This is a genomic window from Micromonospora sp. NPDC048898, from assembly GCF_043198035.1.
Lineage (GTDB): Bacteria > Actinomycetota > Actinomycetes > Mycobacteriales > Micromonosporaceae > Micromonospora.
In genome coordinates, this window is sequence record NZ_JBICUF010000011.1 from 138,053 (window position 1) to 156,986 (window position 18,934).

The following is an 18,934-nucleotide window of genomic DNA, read 5'->3' on the forward strand; positions in this document are numbered from 1 at the left end:
CGTTTACCCGCCGGCAATCACCGACGCCTCCGGGCTGTTGCTGTGGATGGCTCTCCCCGCTCGCTGCGGCCGGGTGAGTGCCCAGCACCTCCTGCACGCGATGGGCTGGGTGCCGGGACATAGCCTCGACATCCAGTTGTGCCACGACATGCTCGTCATCACCTCCGCGCAGGAGGACCGGTACCAGGTGGGCAGCCGAGGCGAACTGCCCTTGCCGGCGAGCTCCCGGCAGATGTGCCGGATCGAGCCCGGCCAGCCTGTGCTCCTGGCCGCCTTCATCACGCATGACCTGCTCGTCGTGCATCCCGTCAGCGCCGTCGCCCGCCTCCTTACCGACCTGCACCACCAGCTGGCAGGAGGCGACAGTGACCGCTGACCCGTCTGCTGTCGCCGCCGCACACCAGGTCCTGGCCCACCTGGGCGTCACCGTGGCCGACCTCCAAGCACACCCCAGCGCCCGGGCCGCCCTACCCACGGTCGCGGAGTACCTGCCGCGCGTTCTCGCCGCAGCCGGGCCTGGAGCACGCCGCACGTACGGCACCTACTGGGAACGAATGGCCGCTACCTGGCCCGACCGACCGTTGGACGGCGTCGCCGCCAGCGACATCGAGGCCTTGAAACAACTGATGATGGCCAGCGCGGTGTCGCGGCGCAACAGCCGCAACGGCCGGCACGCCGGCGAGCACGTCGTCGCCGCCGCCCGCGCCTTCTACACCCGGGCCATCGCCGATGGCCTGATCGACGCCTCCGCCAGCCCCGCCCACCGGGTCGCGAAACCCCGCCGCCTGCCCAGCACCCGCCGCGCCCTGACCCCACACGAGCTGGAAGAAATCAATATCGAGGCTCGTACCAGCGGCAACGACGTCATCCTCGACGCACTGGTCCTGCGCCTGCACACCGAAACCGCCTGCCGCCGCGGCGGCGCACTGGCCCTGCGCCTGGTCGACCTGGACACCATCAACGGACTCGTCCGCCTGACCGAGAAGGGCGCCACCATCCGGTGGCAACCGATCACCCTCGACCTCGCCGAACACCTGTACGAGCACGCCCGCGCCCGCGGCGCGGTCCTGCTCACCGACCCACTGCTGCGCACCCGTGCCGGCCAACCGATCACGAGCCGCCGCTACGACCACCTGTGGAAACGCCTCGGCGAGCGCCTGCCGTGGGTCGCCGTGCACGGCGTATCCACACACTGGCTGCGCCACACCACGCTCACCTGGGTGGAGCGGCACTTCGGCTACGGCATCGCCCGCGCCTACGCCGGTCACACCGACAGCCCCGGATCCTCCACCACCACCTACATCAAGGCTGATCTGCACGACGTGGCCAACGCGCTGTCGGCCATGACCGGCCAACCCCATCCGCTGGCCCGCCTAGCGGACCACGCCGACCGGTGGTCGCAGGCGAGCGGCGCCGTCTCACCCACGACCATGTAAGGGATGGGGGCCGCGTGCGGCGCTCCGGGCCAGACGGCTCCGGGGTCACCGCACGCGGCGAGGCCCCGCAAGGCACGCTCAACTGAACACAGCGTCGAATCCCGCGGCTCCCCGCAGCGACGACGCACTTGGCCGCCGGCTGCTGTAGAAGCCATGGCGCGCAGTAGGAGTTTCCGTAACCCGTTTCGGTCTTGCACCTGCACAGGTGCCTGCCGCAGCCCGCGACGCCGCTCGCCGTCAGGACCCCAGTGCCGATGGCACGGCTCGTCAAGGACCATGACGAAGGCGTGGGGACCTACTGGATGGTTCCCTGTTGCGAGATCATCCTTGCCGGCTAGGTCGGCAAGTGCGAGGGTCATAGGTGGGCTTCCCGGCGTCTACTATGCGCAAGGTGTAGCCCTGCAGGTGCAGGTTAGGTGACCGTCCTCAAAGGTTCAGAACGGGCGAGAGGGCTGCGGACGATGCATGTTGCGAGTCCTTATTCGACCGGCGGCGGGGGTGTGACATTCGAACATGATTACGGCGGCAGGCTGCTCGCGGATCTTCTCCTGGGTCGTCCTACTGCCGGGCTCGGTGACGGTTTTGTCGTCCAAGAGGTTTGGTTCCAGCAGGCAGCGACGAGTCCAGTCGATGACATCGTGGTTGTTGGTGCCTCATCAGCGGGACAGCGCATTCTGTCAATCGGAGTGCGCAGAAACCCGGTTTTCAAGCAGAGCGACCCGAAGCTGCTCCGGCTTGTTTCGCAGTACCTGCGAATGGTCGCAGAGTTCCGCCAGGAACTGGACAGCGGCGAACGCCGTCTAGGGCTCGCCGTCTCGGCGACGCAAAGTCATGTCGCCGATTTAGTCGACCTCGTAGGGGTGGCAAGAAGCCAGAATAGCCCTGCCCGTTTCCAAGAAGCGGTTTTGGCGCGCAGCAGGACGATGCGCGCCGAATTGCAAAGAGTTACGCACGTTGTCAACGCAGCAAGGCGACTCGATGCCGAGTCGGCCAAAATCTCTTCTGACGAACTTTCCTGGAGATTCCTTGCAGCGCTGCACGTTATTCGCGTCGATTTGGATGGTGAGGATTCAGGCGGTAAGGCGGATCTTGTGACTAGCCTTACCCAGCTGACCAACGACGCTGTTGTCGCTGACCATTTACGGCTGCATCTTAGTCGACTGGCTGCGACATTTGCGCAACGTGCCGGACGTGTCGACACTGCAATTCTGGGCCGTGAACTCCACGGCCGGTTCGATCTAGGTCTACCGGTTTCCAGACGACGGCCGACGCCATACCGTGCGCTCTTCGAAGACTACGCAGCCCGCTGCCCCGAGCTGAAGGAGCGCGATAGTGAGTTCGCGCAGTTGGGAGAATTTGCCAACGAGAGCCGGGGATACCTCCATCTTCGAGCGGGTGCATGGGCAGGTAAGACGGCCTTGGTCAGCCATCTCGCCGTTGACCCGCCGCCGCTGGTAGACATTGTCGGATTCTTTATTTCACGTCGTGGTGGAACCGTAAGAGCAGGTCAATTCCTCCACGCCACCTGCTTGCAATTAGCAGCGCTGGTAGACGAGATTGCACCGGCGGAACCGAGTCGCGCCGATTTCCTCGACTTGTGGGCCCGTGCGGCGGCGGCAGCGCGGCGTCAGCAGCGGTCAGTACTGCTCATTGTCGATGGGTTAGACGAAGATGATGCACGTCAGCTGAACGAGCCGAGTATCGCCTCGCAGCTGCCGCATCGCATCGAGATGGGCGCGAGCGTCTTGGTTACCAGCCGCAGCAACACCGACCTTCCCTCGGATGTTGATGCTCATCATCCGCTCCGTACCTGCGAAGTCTGGAACCTCTATCCATCACCCGCCGCTGCGGCGATTCAAATCCAAGCTCAACACGAGCTCGATCACATCCTTGACGAAGATGAGTTGCGCAAGATCACAGCGGTCATCGCGGTCGCCCGCGGTGGACTGACGATCCGTGACCTGGGTGAAATCCTAGGGACGAGTACCGGCCGAGTGCGAGGTTTGGCCAAGGGCCGCCTCGCTCGCGTCCTCGATGGACGAGAAGATCGGCCGCGCTCAACGACGCACTACACTATCGCCCACGACACACTTGTCGAACTGCTACGCAACGAACTGACCAGTAACGAACTCGCGTCGGCTCGATCAATGATCGACCGATGGGCGCAGGGCTGGCAAGAAGACGGCTGGCCTGCGAATACCCCGGAATATCTTGTTGAGTCTTATCCGTCGATGCTCGCCGCCGAACGAGACGGCCGCACCCTGGCCTTGCTCGCGTCCGAGAGTAGACAAGCACTACTGAGCTGGCGGACCGGTGGCGAGACGGCCGCTCTCGCCGAGTTCGCGGATGCCGCCGCGCTGCTTGCTCAGGATTGCAATTCCGACTTGCAGCTTCTGGCACGAGTCTCAGTTCTGCGTCACAACATTCATGATCGAGCCGACGCGGTACCGTCGGAATACGTTTTGGCCCTCGCCCGGATCGGGCGGCTCAACCACGCCGTGCAGCTCGCCCGCACCATCCCGTATCCAAATCTCCGATCGCACGCACTCCTGCAGATCGCGCGGCACCTACTGCCCGACGCGCCAGGTCAAGCTGCCGCCGTAGCCGCGGAAGCCGAACACGTCCCGGGCCGCCTTGACTTCGATGACCTCGTAGAACGAGTGGGCGCAGCCGTCCTACAGGCGCTTGCCGGGGACGACGCGGCAGCGGCCCGTGCACAGGCGGCGGCGGAGGCGCTGCTCGCCGATGCCGAGGAGGGCGACGAATGGCGGCTCTCCGCGCTTAGCGCGAGCTTCGCCCGACTCGACCACGACATGGCACGACGACTGCTCGCCAAAGCGCTGGAGGTCACCGACGAACCTGACCACCTGCTCGCGTCGAGCGCAGACGTCCTGGTCCGCCTCGACGAACTCTCTCGATTAATCGAAAATCTGGAAGGCGCCGATCCAGCCACTCGCCTCGGCGCCGGACTCAACGCCTGCAGCGTTCTCTTGGAGGATGGCGAACGCTGCTTACCCGAGGACCTCACGTCAGCGCTCGGTCAAGCGGCAGCGACCATGGCCGCACAGCTTGCACGCTCCTCAATAGAGGACGTCGACAGCGAGGACTTGCAGCTCCTCGCCAAGTCGGCCCGCTACATAGATGCTCATACCGCCCAAGTCATCATCGATCTCGTAGCGCTGCGCCCCCAGGCGGACCGTGATGTGGTCGTCGCGCTCGCCGGTGCTTACGCCGCACATGGCGTGGACCCGCGTCAAGTCCCTGACCTGGCCCTCGACGATGACATGCTCGCCGAATCGGTCGAGATCGCCTGTCAGGTCGGCGTGCTCCGCCATGCCCCCGGTATGGCCTCAGAAATCAGCGATCCGCAGCTGCGTGTAGATGCCTTCGCGCAGTGCGCGCTCGCCATGCTTGACCGGGACGACGCGGATGGCGCCCATCACATGCTCGATAGCCTGGCAGCCGCCCTTGCTGAGGTCCGAAGTAAAGCGCAACCTGTCCTCGTCGCTGCGCTATCTGCCGCCGCCCACGAGTGTGGGCAGGGACAAGTGTCGGAAGACCTTCACCTCCAGACCTCCTATCTCCTCCACTTCAGACGGTTTGATTGGGACTTGGCCTGGGGCACGCGATTTCTTGCGTCCTGCGCCTTGCGTCATCCGGCGGGCAAGTGGTTCGACTTCTTCGATGGGGTATCACCGCATGCGCGGTTCGAATCGATTCTGGCGGCAGCCCGACTACCAGCACCGCCATCCACACCGGCTCGTCTTCTTGATCATCTCGGTAGCTTGGTAGAACAGACGGAGAGCCCGCTTCACGCGGCGGAGTTTGCTGAGTTCGCTATCGAGGTCGGAGAGCCAGCGCGCGCGCTGGCAATTCTTGCTCACAACGCTGAGGAACCAGGTTCCCTAGCCGAGCGTGTAACCGTCGCCAAGTTCAAGGCGCTACTGGCACTGGGCATGAGCAGAAGCGACGCACTCAGTTTTTATGCCGACGCGGCTGGCCGAGAGGCTGATCTAGGCCCCATCCTTGCCGTCGCGATGGCCGATGCGGGCCTCGTTGCCGAGGCCGGGACTTGTGTCCGGCTGCTTTTGCAGACCGCTGACCCCGATGCCACGCGATCCGACGGCAGATGGCCGAACGCATGGCTAACGCTCGCCTGCCGGCAGGCGGGGCTCCGAAAAGAGGCAGAACTTCTCGGCGGAGGACTTACTGGAAAGCATCTTGTCATTGTTGACCGTGATTCTTGCGGCATGGAAGATTTACCGGCCATAGTCCGGCTAGGGCTTTGGGACACATTCGCGCGCGACCTGTTGGACGCGAACGCTGCCTTCGCCATGATACTGATGGAAGATCTGGTCGACGAGATGCTCAAGCAGGGTTTCGTAGACCAGGCGGTCGGGCTGCTGGAGCACCTGCATCACGGCGAGGGCAAAGCCGTGATGCTGGCTAAGTGCGCTGCCAGAGGCGTCGAACTAGTAAGGACACGTCAACTGGTGGCGCAGTCGATGAGCCTGGAGCTTGTGCCGGAAGTGATACTCCCCGCTATCCAGCTATGCCCAGATATTCTTTACGAGATGGCATCGCTACTGCTGGGGCGGCCGATACCGAAACCACGACTCGTACCGTCCGGAATCGATAGTACCTAAGCTGTTGCCGGTAAGCCGATCCACGCCTTGGGGAGGCGGGCCGGCAGCAGTGGTCGGGTGGAGGTCGTGCACGTCGAGCCAGTTGAGCAGGCCGAACAGGGCGACCAAACGGGCTGCTCCGTCGGTCAGCACGGCGACTCGTCGGACGCTGCCGAGTGGAACCTCTCCGGTCACCGCATGTCGAGCGGCGAACGGGCGCGGCTGACCGCCCGTGCGCGGTCTGGTGCCGCTGGCCTGACAGGGGCGCGACGCAGGGAGGCCGGGTTGCCATTGTAGGTGGGTGGTGAGATGCGGTCAGATCAAGCTGTTGAGGAGTTGGCCGGCCACGGCGTTGCCTCGACCGTGGAGGCGGGCGAGGACTTGCCGTCCGTTGTCTGCGGTAGGGCCGGAGCCGCGCAGCGGGTTCGGGGTGCGAGTGGAGATGGTAACCAGGAACTCGGTGACCGCGGTGTCCAACCGCTCGCTGGTGGGGTGAGAGGAACGTTCGCGATCGGCGAGCCAGCCGACGGCGTCGTGGACGAACCCTGCCGCGGCCGGCTCCCGGAAGAAGCGAACGGCCGCGTAGGCGAAGTCGTCGTGGCCCATGTGCTCGCCGAACCACGTCGACCACGCTGGCACGGCTGCGCGGAGGGCGGCTGTCTGCTGCTCGCTGACCGGCGAGTGCCCCCACTCGCTGAGGCCGGCGACGGCGAGCGCCAGGACGCCGGTGCCGGAGTAGCCCTGCCAGGTGTTGGCGGTGGTGGCGAATCCCAGCATGTTTGCAACCAGGGCGGGGAACGCTGCTGGACACGGGTCCTTCGTGCAGGCGGTTTTCCAGACCTGGCTGAGGTAGTTGCCCACCCAGGAGGAGGCGGTGGTCCCGAGGGCGAGGATCGGCTCCCAGACCGTACGGGCCTCTGCGGCGTCGGCGCTGATCGTGACGTCGGCGAGAAGCCCACTAGCGCGACGTTCCTCGTCGTAGGGGTAGTGGGAGGAACGAGTGGCGGCCTCTGTAGAGGTCAACCCCGAGGCGAGGAACGTCGCGAGGTCGGCGGCGAACTCAACCGCCCGGGCTCGCGTGCGCGTATCCGCCGCAGCAGTAAGGGCTATGAAGTGCGGGCGGGAGGCGACGAGGTAGCCGAGGTCGAGGGTGCGCAGTATGCGGGAGCGGGCGTCGCGGCCGTCGGGGAAGCTGGTCGCGGCGGTGGCGGTGATCCACTCCGCCAACCGGGGCACCTCGGCGGGCAGGCTGCCGTCGGCGAAGGCGTCGAATGCGGCCTCGGCGGCAGCCTCCAGCTCCGGGAGGCCGTCGATCGGGCCGTGGCCGGGCTCATCGTCCTCTTGGCCCACGTCGAGTCCAGCGGCTTCCTCCGGGTCGGTGTCGAAGTCGAAGTCGAGGTCGGCTTCCTGAAAGTATGGGTCGATGTCGTAGTGCGACATCGACAGCCGCGCGCAGTGCAGCGTCAGGTGCTCAAGCCGGCGCAGGTCGTCGGCGAGGTGGGGGTGTGCGGCGGCGAGGCGCATCACGGTGGTGACGGTGAGGCGGCGGGCACCGAGCAGCAGCCGCGCGATGGCCGCGCGCACGGCGACGTCGTCGGGAGTCTCGGCCCACAGGGCGGTGAGCGCTTCGGCGCAGAAGACGTCCCATTCATCGTCGGAGGGGCTGTCGGGGTATGCGTGGGACCACGTGGCGGCCGGGTCGGTGAGGGGGCGCATGAGCACGGCCCGGCACCACTCATCGCGGTCGGGGTGGTTCCGCAGCCAGTCGCGGGCGCACAGCACCAGCCACGCCGCGTACCCGCACCGCAGGTCCTCCACACCGCTGATGGAGCTCGGCGACTCAGCATCCGGGACGAGAGCGTCGAGTTGGGGCTGGACGGTGGCCCACTGCTCCTCGAGCTCCGTGTCGCTGGGGCGGACATGGTCGGTGATGTTGCGGCGCATGGTGTAGGCGAACGTTAACCAGTCGCGATCGCGGTCGAGGTGGTCCCGCATCTCGCGGGCTTCTTCCCCAATGGCCGCCGGCGGGTTGTACACGAGGTAGGTCCTTCCGTCTGTGGCGCGGACGGCGTGGTAGTTCGCGATGTCGGTCGCGGCGAGCATCACCCGCCACCGGTGTGCGTCTGTCGTGGCCCAGTGCTCTCGGGCGGTAGTGAGCTGCTCGGTGAGCCGGCCGGTGACGAATGCGCCCAGGTGCACCAGGTCCAGGAGCGGGGTCTTGCGGTGGTCCATCGTGTGCCACGTGCGGGCTCGCTCAGCTCGGGTGGGTTCCATGACGAGCGGGAGCACGCTGAAGGAGCGCATGTGCACGCTCATCCGGTCGTCGTCGAGTAGGTCGGCGCTGGTGACCAGGGGCGCAAGCGGGCCTTCCAGCAGTGCAGGAGTGTGGCGGGCGATGTCGGCGAGCAGTCCCCACGTCGCGACCGATCGGCTGCCGGTGAGCTGGGCGAGGAGCGTGGTGATGTCGCGGCCGGCGTCGAGGGCTTTGTAGAGGTGGGCCTCCAGGGCCATCATCGCCGCCGCCAGTATGTCCGGTACCCGGTGGCCACCGTGGCTCCAGGCCAGGACGGTGGCGTCACCGACCAGCGCGACAGGCGCGCCGTCGACGAGCAGCTCGAACGCCGGCCGCTCCTGCGTGGGTCCCTGGCCGCCTGACACCGCGGCGCTGCGGGTGCGTCTCCAATGGGCGGTCGCGTGCTCGACGAGGGCGAGCACCACGTCGACGCCCTGCGGTTCGGCGTTGACGAGCATCGCCCGGAACGGCCCGCACTCGGGGATCGGATCGAAGGAGCGCGGGGCGCTGAAAATGCCGAGGCCATCACGCAGCCGGTCATGGACGTAACGGCGGTGATGGCGGTCGGAGTCAACGGCAGCCCGCAGCACCAGGTCCCGGGCCATCTGCGCGGACGCCGGCAGCAACGGCATCACGGTGTCGACGTCAAGCAAGGCTGCACGGAGTCTCGTCTGGCCGCGACGCTGGCGGCCAATGACCCGGCCGCTGTGCTCAAGCCGGCTATCAACAGGGGGCAGCAGCATGTCGAGGAAGGTGGCGACGGCGTCGGGTTCGACCGCGCCGGCGGCGATGACGCACCGCCACAGCACCGGCTCGACTGTGTCGTTGAAAAAGCCTCCGCCGTCGATGTGCGCGACGATGTGCCGTCCGACCGCCAGGCCGATCACGGCAGCCTGATCGCGGGCCGGCCACGTGTCGGGGGCGTGTCGCAGCCACAGGTCGGCGATCGCGGCGACCTCCGGGGCGGCCGCGGCGACTGCGGTCTCATGCTCCGCCGCCAGGACGCGTAGGACCGGCAGCCACAGCGGCCATACCGGCAGCCGCGACTGGGCGGCGGCGTACACCGCTAGGTCTGGCTCGTCGGCGAGCACAGTGATCCAACCGGAGTCCGGCACGGTCGCGGAGAACCTGAACCTGCGCAGCAGCCGTGCCAGCAGAGCGCTGTCGGCGGCGAGGCGCGACCACAGCTCGCCCAGAAGCCGGTCGGCGTCGTGGGCGTAGAACACCGCGTCGAGGTACAAGTCCGCCACGAGCGGCTGGTCGGCGGCGTCCAGAGCAGACCGGTCGGCCTCCCACCGATCGACGCCCTGCTCGCGGAGCACGCCGGCGGCGTACAGGCGAATCGCTCGGTGCCACGACGGCAGCGCCGCCTTCTCCGCGATCACGCCGATGACGTCGTCACGGGAGCGCAGGTAATGCAACAGCGTCCAGTCGTCGAACAGATCGTGGGCGAAGGAAACCCGGCCGTCGACCTCGGCGAGGATCCCGTCGACGCGCAGCTGGTCGACCAGCCCAACGGCGTCGACCGGGAGGTCGTCCAGGGGAGTCTGGGCCCGCAGACGGTCGGCCTGCTCGACGGCGATCCGCCGCAGCAACGTCTGGCGGGCGGCGCCGTTCGGGCCCGCTCCGGCCAACCGCTGCCACCACAAACCAGCGATCGACGGCTCGTCACGGATAGCGGCAACCGTAGCCCCGGGCACCCGCAGCACCAGGTCGAGGACCTTCGGGCGCCGGACGACACCACCGAGCCCACCAGCGACGATCACCGCGGCCAGGTCCGGGTGCCCGCGCAACACCAGATTGACGTCTGCGTCAGACAGGTCCCCCATAACGAGCGGGACGGCCTGCGGGCCGTTGGCCTGCACCAAGCGCTCCGACACTCGAGGGAACTCCGACTGCTGCGAGGTGATCAACAACCGGATCCGACCGCCGATGTCGGCCGAGAGGCGTGCCAGGGCGGCCGTCGCGGCGAACGGCTCGTCGGTGTAGACCCGGTCGAGGCCGTCAACGACGACGCGGACCTCCCCGGGGGCAAGCGTCAGGACTTCCTCCAGGCCCCGGGTCAGCCCGAGTCGCGCGCCGACGCCGGCCTCGAGGTCCGCGGCCGACAGCCAAACCGTCCGGTGCATGCCCGGAGCAGCCAGCCACCTCTTGGCCGCCACGGTCTTACCGCAGCCCGACGGCCCCGACAGCACGTTAACCGCCCCGGCCTTGGCGAGCACGGCGGTCACGTCCTCACGGACCAGGACCACGTCGTCGCCGAGCCGGTCCCGGACCCGGGCCATCATGCTGGTGGTGTGCGCGGTGAGAAGGCCCCAGTCCGGGGCTACATCCGGGCGCAGCTGGAACGCAAACTGCCCGCCCAGCCGGTCAGCCAAAAGCTGCCACGTGACTGCCCCGCCTTTGGGCCGCAGGTCAGCGACCACCTCGAGCAGCGCCGTCCACAGATCCACAGCCCTCCCGGCCTGCTGCGGGACGAGCGCGGCGCGGCACCAACGGATCGCGTTCGCGATCGCCTGGGAGGTGGGAGTGAGGAAATCTAGACGCAGAGGCAGAAGCAAGGCCAGCAGCCGGGCGGGAGAGGAGTCGACGTCGATCCCGTGCTGCTCGGCAAGCTCCGTCGGACACTTCGCCGACTCCCACAGCGAGCGCTTCGCCACGTTGAACGCGCCAGGCACGCCGATCCGCGAGGCGATGCCAGCCTGGTCGGCCGCGGCCTCGCCGATCAGCTCCGCGAGCTCGACCCAGGTGCCCTGCGCCGCCGACCCTGACACCAGACCGACCCGGTCTGCAGCGCGCCGGAACCTGTCGGCAAGGATGTCGCGCCAGGCGGCCTCCACGAACTCCGTGTGCAGCCTGGCGCCGGTCAACATGTCGAACGACTTCACCGACGCCGACCACCGCGGCCCACCGGCCGCGTCACCGGTGACGACCATGTCGTCGAGGAAAAACCCCGACGTACTGCCCTGGAACCGCACCTCCACCGGGACCGCGACCCCGACGCCCAGCGGCATCTCGCCAGCGGCCATCCCAGCGGCGAACCACGCACCAACACGGTCTTCGAAATTGAAGCCGCCACCGCCAGTGATGAACGCCGTCGCCACCAAGCGCCCGTCCGACGCCTCTCTGCTCGACATCGCCTGAGGCTACCGGCCCGCACCCCACCCGGCCGCTCCACTGCCCGAGACGAGCCAGGCCACTTCGGACCGACGTGGTGTTGGGGCATTAGCGGGCGTTGCGGCGGCACCAGCCTCATTGCGATGCACCTGGTAGCGGACCAGGCCGACGTCTCTTCACGCTGCCTGGATGCCCAGAGCGGCGGCGAGGTGCACCAGGGATGAGGTCGGCCGTGTCGGCGGCCCGCAGTCGCCAGCGAGACCGTTGGCCGCCCCGGCCGCAAAGTCGGCTGTCGGATATGCCCATTCCTGCGGATGGCACAATTGGCACAGCTTTCCTGGATGGCACTGTGCCATCTGTGCCATCGTCAGTTCATGACTCCGATCCCGCTGTCCCAATGGGCCGACCAGAACGGCGTGCCGCGCCGTACCGCCTACAACTGGGCCAAGAACGGCAAGCTCAACGTGCCGATCCATCGCACCCTCACCGGCCGCCTGGTCGTGCTCGACGACGACGAGACACCCGGTGATGCCCATCCGTTCGTGGCCGCCTACGCCGAGGCGCTGAGCCTGCCCGTCGGCGTGCACTCCGGCGACCTGCACCACTCGCCGGTCCTCGAAGCTTGGGGTGTGGACCTGTACGACACGGTCGCCGACGACTTGCGTCCCGTGGTGCTGCAGCTGGCCCTCGCGGCGGCGTGCGCCCGCCCGAAGCGGGACGCGTGGTGGCGACTGACTGACTGGCTCGGCCGCGTCGAGCTGGCCGACTGGTACACCTCGACCGGCTTCCCTGAAGTAGCTGCGCTCATCAGTGGGCGGCAGCCGATCACCGACCAGGACAGCTACCTCGACTGGTGGCCGTGTGGCGTCGGCTCGCACGAGTTCTGGCAGGACTTCGACGCCGCCGCGGCGCAGGCCGTCGCCGGCGCCGGGCTCGGCCCGTCCGAGCACAATGACGCGGTCGCCTGGCTCACCGAGTCGACCCTGACGGACAACATCGCGATCGCCGGGCGCCGCGAGAGCCTACGCAACCGGCTCGACAAGCTGGCCGGCAGTACCACCGACCACGAGCAGATCCCCACCATCCCTGACCGCAGCGACCTGTGGAGCCTGCGCGGTATGTACCCCGAGCCGGCCTGGGCCATCGCCCGTCCCCACGCCCGGCGCACCGCGCAGAGCATCTGCGCCATCGTTGGCTGGGATCCCGAGAGCCCGGCACCGCCCGACGGACACCCGCTGCGCGAGATCGGCTACCGGGCCTGCCTGCACGCCAGCGAGGCCGCTCTCGTCCCATACGTGCACGACGCCCACCTGCGCGAGATCGACGCCTTCCGTCGCGTCGCCCTCGGCAAGCCATGGCACCTCATCACGACATGAGGAGGCTGCGACGGTGGGTGTCTCGGTCAGCCACAGGGAGAGCAGCACGCCGCAGTGCAATCCATCGGTTTTGCGGTGCCGCTGATCGAGATCCGGGCTTAGCCACGTCAGGGGGTGTGAGTCCAGTCCCGTCCATGGTTGGTGTCTCTGTCGGCTATCCGCCACGCGCTGGCGAGCAGTGCCTTCTCGTAGTGCGATGACCATGTGGGGCGGGCACTAAGGGAGTACCGTCGCGAGTCCGGTGCCCTGCTGGGCACGATCGCCGTCGGCCTGGCTATCAACGTCGTGACGGCGCGCACGGACAGCTGGCGTGGGCCGTGGCGGTTTGTCCTTGACTACGCCTACCTCTGGCTCCCACTCTGCGTCGTCCTGTGGCTCAGCTGGCGCTTCTTCGTCCATCGCCGCACCGCGGTCACGTGGCGCGGCACGGAAAGCCCATACCCCGGCCTCGCCCCGTTCACGGCGGAGCGCGCGGGCGTCTTCTTTGGGCGCGACCGCGAGGCAAGGGACGTACTGAACCGACTGGAGCGCTCCGGGCCGGCGCCGGCGACCCGGATCGTCACTATCGTTGGCCCGTCGGGGGTGGGCAAGTCCTCGCTGATCCGCGCGGGTGTTCTCGCTCGACTACCACGGCGTTGGACCGTGGTGGGTCCATTACGTCCGGCCGCCGACCCGTTTATGAGCCTCGCCGCGGCTCTAGAGGATGGCCCAAAGGATGTGCTGGAGACGGCGCGACTGCTGCGCGAGGAGGCCGCCTCTCCGGAAGCTCCACTCCAGGTTGTGCCAAGCTTCCTCGCCGCCGCCCGCGGCCCTGTACTGCTCGTTGTCGACCAGGCCGAAGACCTGTACACGATGACCGGCGAGCACGACCGGGCCCAGTGGTGGAGCCTGCTGACCCGAACGCTGACGGTGCTGCCGGAGCTGCGCCTGCTGCTGGCGATCCGGCCCGAGTTCCGCCGCCGGCTTACCGATCAGCAGGCCGGCTTCATCACCCGACCTGTGGCCATCGGTCTGCTGGATCCGGCCCGCATCCGACAGGCCATCGCGGGGCCTGCCCGGGCTGCCGGACTCACGTTCGAGGACGACCTCATCGACCGCATGACCGCCGATGCCACGGTCGGTGACGCGCTTCCCCTACTCAGCCACCTGCTACAACGTCTGCACCTACAGTCCGACCGCCAACACATCACGGTGGCCCAATACGAACAGGCGGGGGAGGTGGGTGGTGCCATCGCAGCTCACGCCGAGCAGATCTACGAAAACCTCACCCAGCGGTACCCCCAGCACGCCGTCGACTCTGCTCTGCTGCGCGGCATCGCTATGGAAGGTAAGGAAACCGTACGAAGGACGATCCGACGATCTGACCTCGACACCACCGCAGCTCGCATCCTTGAGGAGTTCAGGGCAGCCCGTCTGATCATCGACGTCGAGGACGGCACCTGCCTTGAATTGACCCACGACGCCCTGTTCCGTCAGTGGCGACGACTCGCCTCTCTGATCAGCGCCAACGAGGAGCGACTGCACCGCATCACCCGGCTCGAGCACCGCGCGGCAGCATGGCAAGCGGACCCACACACCGACGACCTCTTGCGCGGCCGAACGCTCGCCGATGCTCTCGCGCTCGCAGCCGAGGTACCCCTCTCCACCGCAGCACGACGCCTGCTCGACGCCTCCCAAAAGTTCGATCACCAGGACCGCGTCCGACAGTCCGAGCGGATCGCCGAGTTGGCACAACAGGTGCGCCGGCAGGACCCCGAACTGGCCGTGGCACTGGCCCACGCCGCGCTACACGAGTTGCCACCCACCCCGGCAGCGACGACGACGCGCTGGGCCCTAACCGCCACGTCACGAACACGGCATCTCACCATCGGGCACACCACCGGCATCACCTCCGCAGTCTGGCTGCCCGACAGGGAGGCCCTGCGCACCGCCGACAAGACGGGGCGCGTCTGCACCTGGGACGACGCCGGTCGCCTTGCCGAGGTCACCTTTGCCGCTGACGGGGATGGGTACGGGCACACACTGCTGAGTGCCAGCGGCACCCTCGCCCTCACCGGGCACGATCGAGGTGCCACGCTCTGGCGCGTCGCGGATGGCTGCACCCTGGGCAGCCGAAGGGGGAGTTTTGCAGCATCGCTCGACTCATTCTCGTGGCGCGACGATGTCTGTTTCGCGGGCCAGTTCGACTACCGGACCGTTGACGTCTGCCGTTTGGACGACGAGGTCCCACAGTTGGTCACCAGCATCCCGGCCGCACACGTTCGCGCCACAGCATGGTCCCCGCAGGGTGACCGGCTGGCCATCGCCTCAGACGACTTGCTGCTCGTGGTCAGCGTCGGCGAGCAGGCGTCGGAGGTCCTGCGACGGCAGGTAGCGTGGTCAGAACCGGTTTTGTGCTGGGCACCCGACGGAATCCGACTCGCCGTCTCAGCCGCTCCGGCATTCACAATGCGCCGCACTGAGATCGTCGCATCGACGCGCCGCACGCTGTGGATTTACAACACCGACACGGGCCAGGCCGCCGAAAGCGCACCGCCGGGCATGACCGAAACCATGGCATGGTCACCTGTCGAGGATGTCATCGCCTACGCCTTGCGTCGAACGCGAGACCATGATCGTGTGGCTCTGTTCGACGTCGGAAGCGGCAGGACCGTTGAGCGGCGGGCGCGCCCTCACCAGATCAGCACGATTGCCTGGTCCTCCGATGGTAAACGAATCGGCTTGGGAACCTCATTTCACAATGTCGAGATGTGGGACGTCATCGGCCGAAGCTTCCGCCGCCTGCCCACCGGAAGCCTACGAGAGATTTCTTGGTCGCCGGACCTCAGGCGCGTCACTGTAAAGCGGCTCGGAACGACGCCAGAGATCATCGAAGTGGACGAGGTGACGCCGCCGCTGCGGCTCGGGGACGACGATTGCCTGTCGATCGCGTTTTCACCACTAGGTGACCAGGTTGCCACCGCAATGCAAGAGCAGGTCACCGTGTGGGACGCCCGATCCGGTGTCTCTCGGATGCAGTGGGGCGCGCAACCGCGACAAACTCCGAGACACATAGCGACATCGACGCCACTTCCATGGGTTTATGGACTCGCCTGGTCCGGCGACGGCTCACGGCTGGCTGTCCATACACATTGCTTCTTCGACAGAACACCACCCGCCCTCTCGGTCTGGGACGTGGCCAAAGCGCAGCGCCTAGCAGTTCTCGACGGAGGCGAAGACAGCACAGGAACGATTGCCTGGTCCCCGGATTCAAGCCTCATAGCTGCAGTCGCCGGCAAGCATAACGTGAGCTTGTGGCGAGGAGACGAATACACCCTCGTCCACCAATGGCGAACCGAAGGGCCCGACGAAATAGCAGCCCTGGCCTGGTCGGATGACTCCACCAGACTCGCCGCCGCCGTCGGCAACCACATCGAAATCTGGAACGTCGCGCAGAAGCAAGTCGGCTCACACTGTCTCGGCCATACGGGAAACGTCGAACACCTCACCTGGGCAACCGACGGGCACCGTCTCGCGACCATCAGCGATGACTACATGCTCTACATCTGGCGCGCTCAAGAGGGACGGCCTCTCGGCGTACTTGACATACCTCGTGGGGTAGTGCGAAGCCTGTCATGGCAAGACGCCCTCATCATCGCCTACGACGACGGCACGATTATGAGCTGGGACGTATGCAATAACCCTGCGCAGGTTCCGGCTGAAGGCAGTGAGCCCCGTGCGCTCAACAGTGAAGAACGCGAACGATATGGCTTGCCGCGAAAGTCAGTCGACTGAGAGTTCACCAGCGTGCAAAACGGCTCTCGTCGTGGCCCGCCGATGTCAGACAGAGAGGCCGTGGCGGACTGAGTCCAACTTGTCGGCTGTACACTTACACATGGTTATGGCGGCCAGTATTGAGCTAGTCCTGGCCGTACCGTAATCTATGAGCATGTGCACCCCAGAATGGTGCACATATGATGCGTACAAGAGTTCGAATCCCCTCGGACACGTTATTTCCACACGAAGCGTGATTCTTCTTCGTGTTTCTAGCGATCCCCGTCCCGTTGGGCGGGGATTTTTGCTGTCGTGGCGAGGAAGCTTCCCGCCGGGGTGAGCGGGTAGATCGCGGTTTCGGCTTCGATGGTCCATGCGTGGTGGTCACACACAATGATCATGTTGTTGGTGCGTACGTAGTTGGCGAGTTTTTCTGGGTCGGGGCTGCGCAGTGCGGGATGGTGACGGTGTAGCCCTTTGTCGTGTCGGATGCGGTCGAGCAGGTGGTCTTCCCGGATGTAGAGGATCTTCGGTTGGGTGGAGGTCCTGGTGCGGGTGCTCGTGTGTCCGTGGCGGCATCGGTAGCCGGGTCGGCTGTGTATCCAGTGGGAGTCCATGATTCGGCCGCACACGCCGCAGCAGATCACTCCGGCCAACACGTAGCGGCGGGGGATGCCGTCGGCGGGGGTCGGTGCGGTGTGGATTGCCTGGACGGCGATGAAGTGTTCTTCGCTGACCAGCGGAGGGTGCGCGATCTTTCGGGAGATGACCCAGTCGGTGGAGGCGCTCCACCGTTGGATCTCGTGGTGTCGGTCGAAGGTTCCCCGTTCAGGGAGGGCGTCACGGTCGGTGCGTTGACGGTTCCAGACCTGCCGGCCGGTGTAACGGGGGTTGGCCAGGATCGCCGCGACAGTGGTGAGCATCCATTGGCGGCCGCTGCGGTGGGGGTTACGCGCTGGGTCGGCGCCGGACGGGCACGGGACGCCGTTGTCGTTGAGGGCGCGGGCGATGCTGGCCACGCTGCGGCCAGCGAGCCGCTGCCCGAAGATCCACCGAACATGGTGTGCGGTGGCAGGGTCGGGCTCCAAGCGGTGCAGGCGTCGTCCCCAGGCGGCGTGGGCGCGGTTCGGATGAGGGCCGGCGTCGGTGAGCTGGTAGCCGTAGGGTGGCCGGCCGCCGAGGTGTCGGCCCTGCAACTCTGCCTGGGCGCGCATGGCCGCGGTGGTGCGATGCCGGGCTCGGGACACCTCCCGCTGGGAGTGCACGCCCAGTAGGTCCAGCAACGCCAACTGTCGAGGGTTGTTGAAGTCCACCGGCCCGTAGGTCTCCGGCAGCCACAACTGCAGCCCGTGGCTGAGCAATGTGGGAGTCAACTGTTCAAGCTGCTGGCCGTGGAAGGCGCGCTCGTACTCGCCGACGACGATCGCGTCGAAACCGCGTGCCGCGTCCGTCAAGGCGTCGAGCAGCCGTGACGCCTGTGGCCGGTCCGGCCAGGGCACTCGGCGGGAGACGCCCTCGTCGAAAAACTCCACCACGATCCGGCCATGACCGGCGACCAGGTCGCCGGCGTGGTCGCGTTGCCACCGGCACGACGACGCCCGATCCTGGAAGTCGACGGTAGACATCCGTCCGTAGAACGCGAAGCGCAGTCCATCCGCAGCCGGGGTGAACCGTTGTGGCCGTAGCTTCCGCTGCCCGGCGGCCCAGGACGAAAGAGTGCTCCGCCCCCGTTCTGTCATTGTCCTCGTCGCCATAGGACCTCCACGATCGGGAGATGCTTGCGGGGAGGTATGAGTGTTGTTCGTGTAAGCCTGCGGCAGGCGGACAGGGTGTCCGGCTCGTGCGGATGGGCTTAGCCCTCCTACCCTCCCAGGTTGATCGTCGAGTGGTTCCATCCGTTGATGGCCGGGGATCCCGGCATCTGAGCAAGTCATCTACACGGGGCTATGCTTCGGGCGGCGCTGGTTCGCCCGGTCACGAGGTGGTTGGGCGTCGTAAGAGGGAACCCGGTGGGAATCCGGGGCTGCCCCGCAGCGGTGAGTGGGAACGACCGCCATCATCAGCACTGGGCCAGTGGCCTGGGAAGCGACGGCCAGTAGGGGACCGGCGCAGCCGGTCGGGCCCGCGAGTCCGAAGACCTGCCAGTGCTGCGCACACGACCGTGTGCGCTGCCGTCGGCCTCGCGGGTGGGCTGAGCGGGTGACGTGCCGTGTGCGATCTGCGCCGGTGTGTCCTCGTCAGTGTGTGTCCGTGTTCCGGTGGTGTGGTTTCCCGAGGGACGGACTACCGCTGTGCACGACACCGCCACGATCGCCGGCCGAGCGCCGTCGGCGT

The 18,934-nt window shown here is 66.8% G+C and carries 7 protein-coding genes and 1 riboswitch; of the genes, 5 read left to right on the forward strand and 2 right to left on the reverse strand.

The genetic code is table 11. The features are described from left to right. Positions 1-73 precede the first annotated feature (73 nt). The 3 genes from ACGFIQ_RS25545 (at position 74) to ACGFIQ_RS25555 (ending at position 6,082) form a co-directional block, all read left to right on the forward strand. Positions 74-376 carry a hypothetical protein gene (locus ACGFIQ_RS25545; RefSeq protein ID WP_393247655.1) on the forward strand — a complete coding sequence of 101 codons (303 nt, stop codon included), beginning with the start codon at positions 74-76 and terminating at the stop codon, positions 374-376. Beyond that, complete coding sequence (locus ACGFIQ_RS25550; protein ID WP_393247657.1) at positions 366-1,436, forward strand: tyrosine-type recombinase/integrase; 1,071 nt, start codon at positions 366-368, stop codon at positions 1,434-1,436. The genes ACGFIQ_RS25545 and ACGFIQ_RS25550 overlap by 11 nt, the downstream gene beginning before the upstream one ends. A 416-nt stretch (positions 1,437-1,852) precedes the next feature. Continuing rightward, complete coding sequence (locus tag ACGFIQ_RS25555) at positions 1,853-6,082, forward strand: hypothetical protein (protein WP_393247659.1); 4,230 nt, start codon at positions 1,853-1,855, stop codon at positions 6,080-6,082. Positions 6,083-6,376: 294 nt separating this feature from the next. Here the strand turns inward: ACGFIQ_RS25555 and ACGFIQ_RS25560 are convergent, their stop codons facing one another. Then, entirely contained in the window at positions 6,377-11,491 is a 5,115-nt protein-coding gene (locus tag ACGFIQ_RS25560) for a hypothetical protein (protein WP_393247661.1), read from the reverse strand. Between the two features lie 354 nt (positions 11,492-11,845). Here ACGFIQ_RS25560 and ACGFIQ_RS25565 point away from each other — a divergent pair, with 354 nt between their 5' ends. Together ACGFIQ_RS25565 and ACGFIQ_RS25570 are read left to right on the forward strand one after the other, a co-directional pair. Beyond that, positions 11,846-12,847 (forward strand): hypothetical protein, encoded by a 1,002-nt coding sequence (locus tag ACGFIQ_RS25565; RefSeq protein WP_393247663.1) that lies wholly within the window; start codon positions 11,846-11,848, stop codon positions 12,845-12,847. A gap of 204 nt (positions 12,848-13,051) precedes the next feature. Further along, positions 13,052-16,621 carry an NACHT and WD repeat domain-containing protein gene (locus ACGFIQ_RS25570; RefSeq protein ID WP_393247665.1) on the forward strand — a complete coding sequence of 1,190 codons (3,570 nt, stop codon included), beginning with the start codon at positions 13,052-13,054 and terminating at the stop codon, positions 16,619-16,621. Positions 16,622-16,872: 251 nt separating this feature from the next. Here ACGFIQ_RS25570 and ACGFIQ_RS25575 read toward each other — a convergent pair whose 3' ends face one another. Beyond that, positions 16,873-18,354 carry a recombinase family protein gene (locus ACGFIQ_RS25575; RefSeq protein ID WP_393247667.1) on the reverse strand — a complete coding sequence of 494 codons (1,482 nt, stop codon included), beginning with the start codon at positions 18,352-18,354 and terminating at the stop codon, positions 16,873-16,875. A gap of 191 nt (positions 18,355-18,545) precedes the next feature. Beyond that, a riboswitch (cobalamin riboswitch) is annotated at positions 18,546-18,761 on the forward strand. The last annotated feature ends 173 nt before the right edge of the window (positions 18,762-18,934 follow it).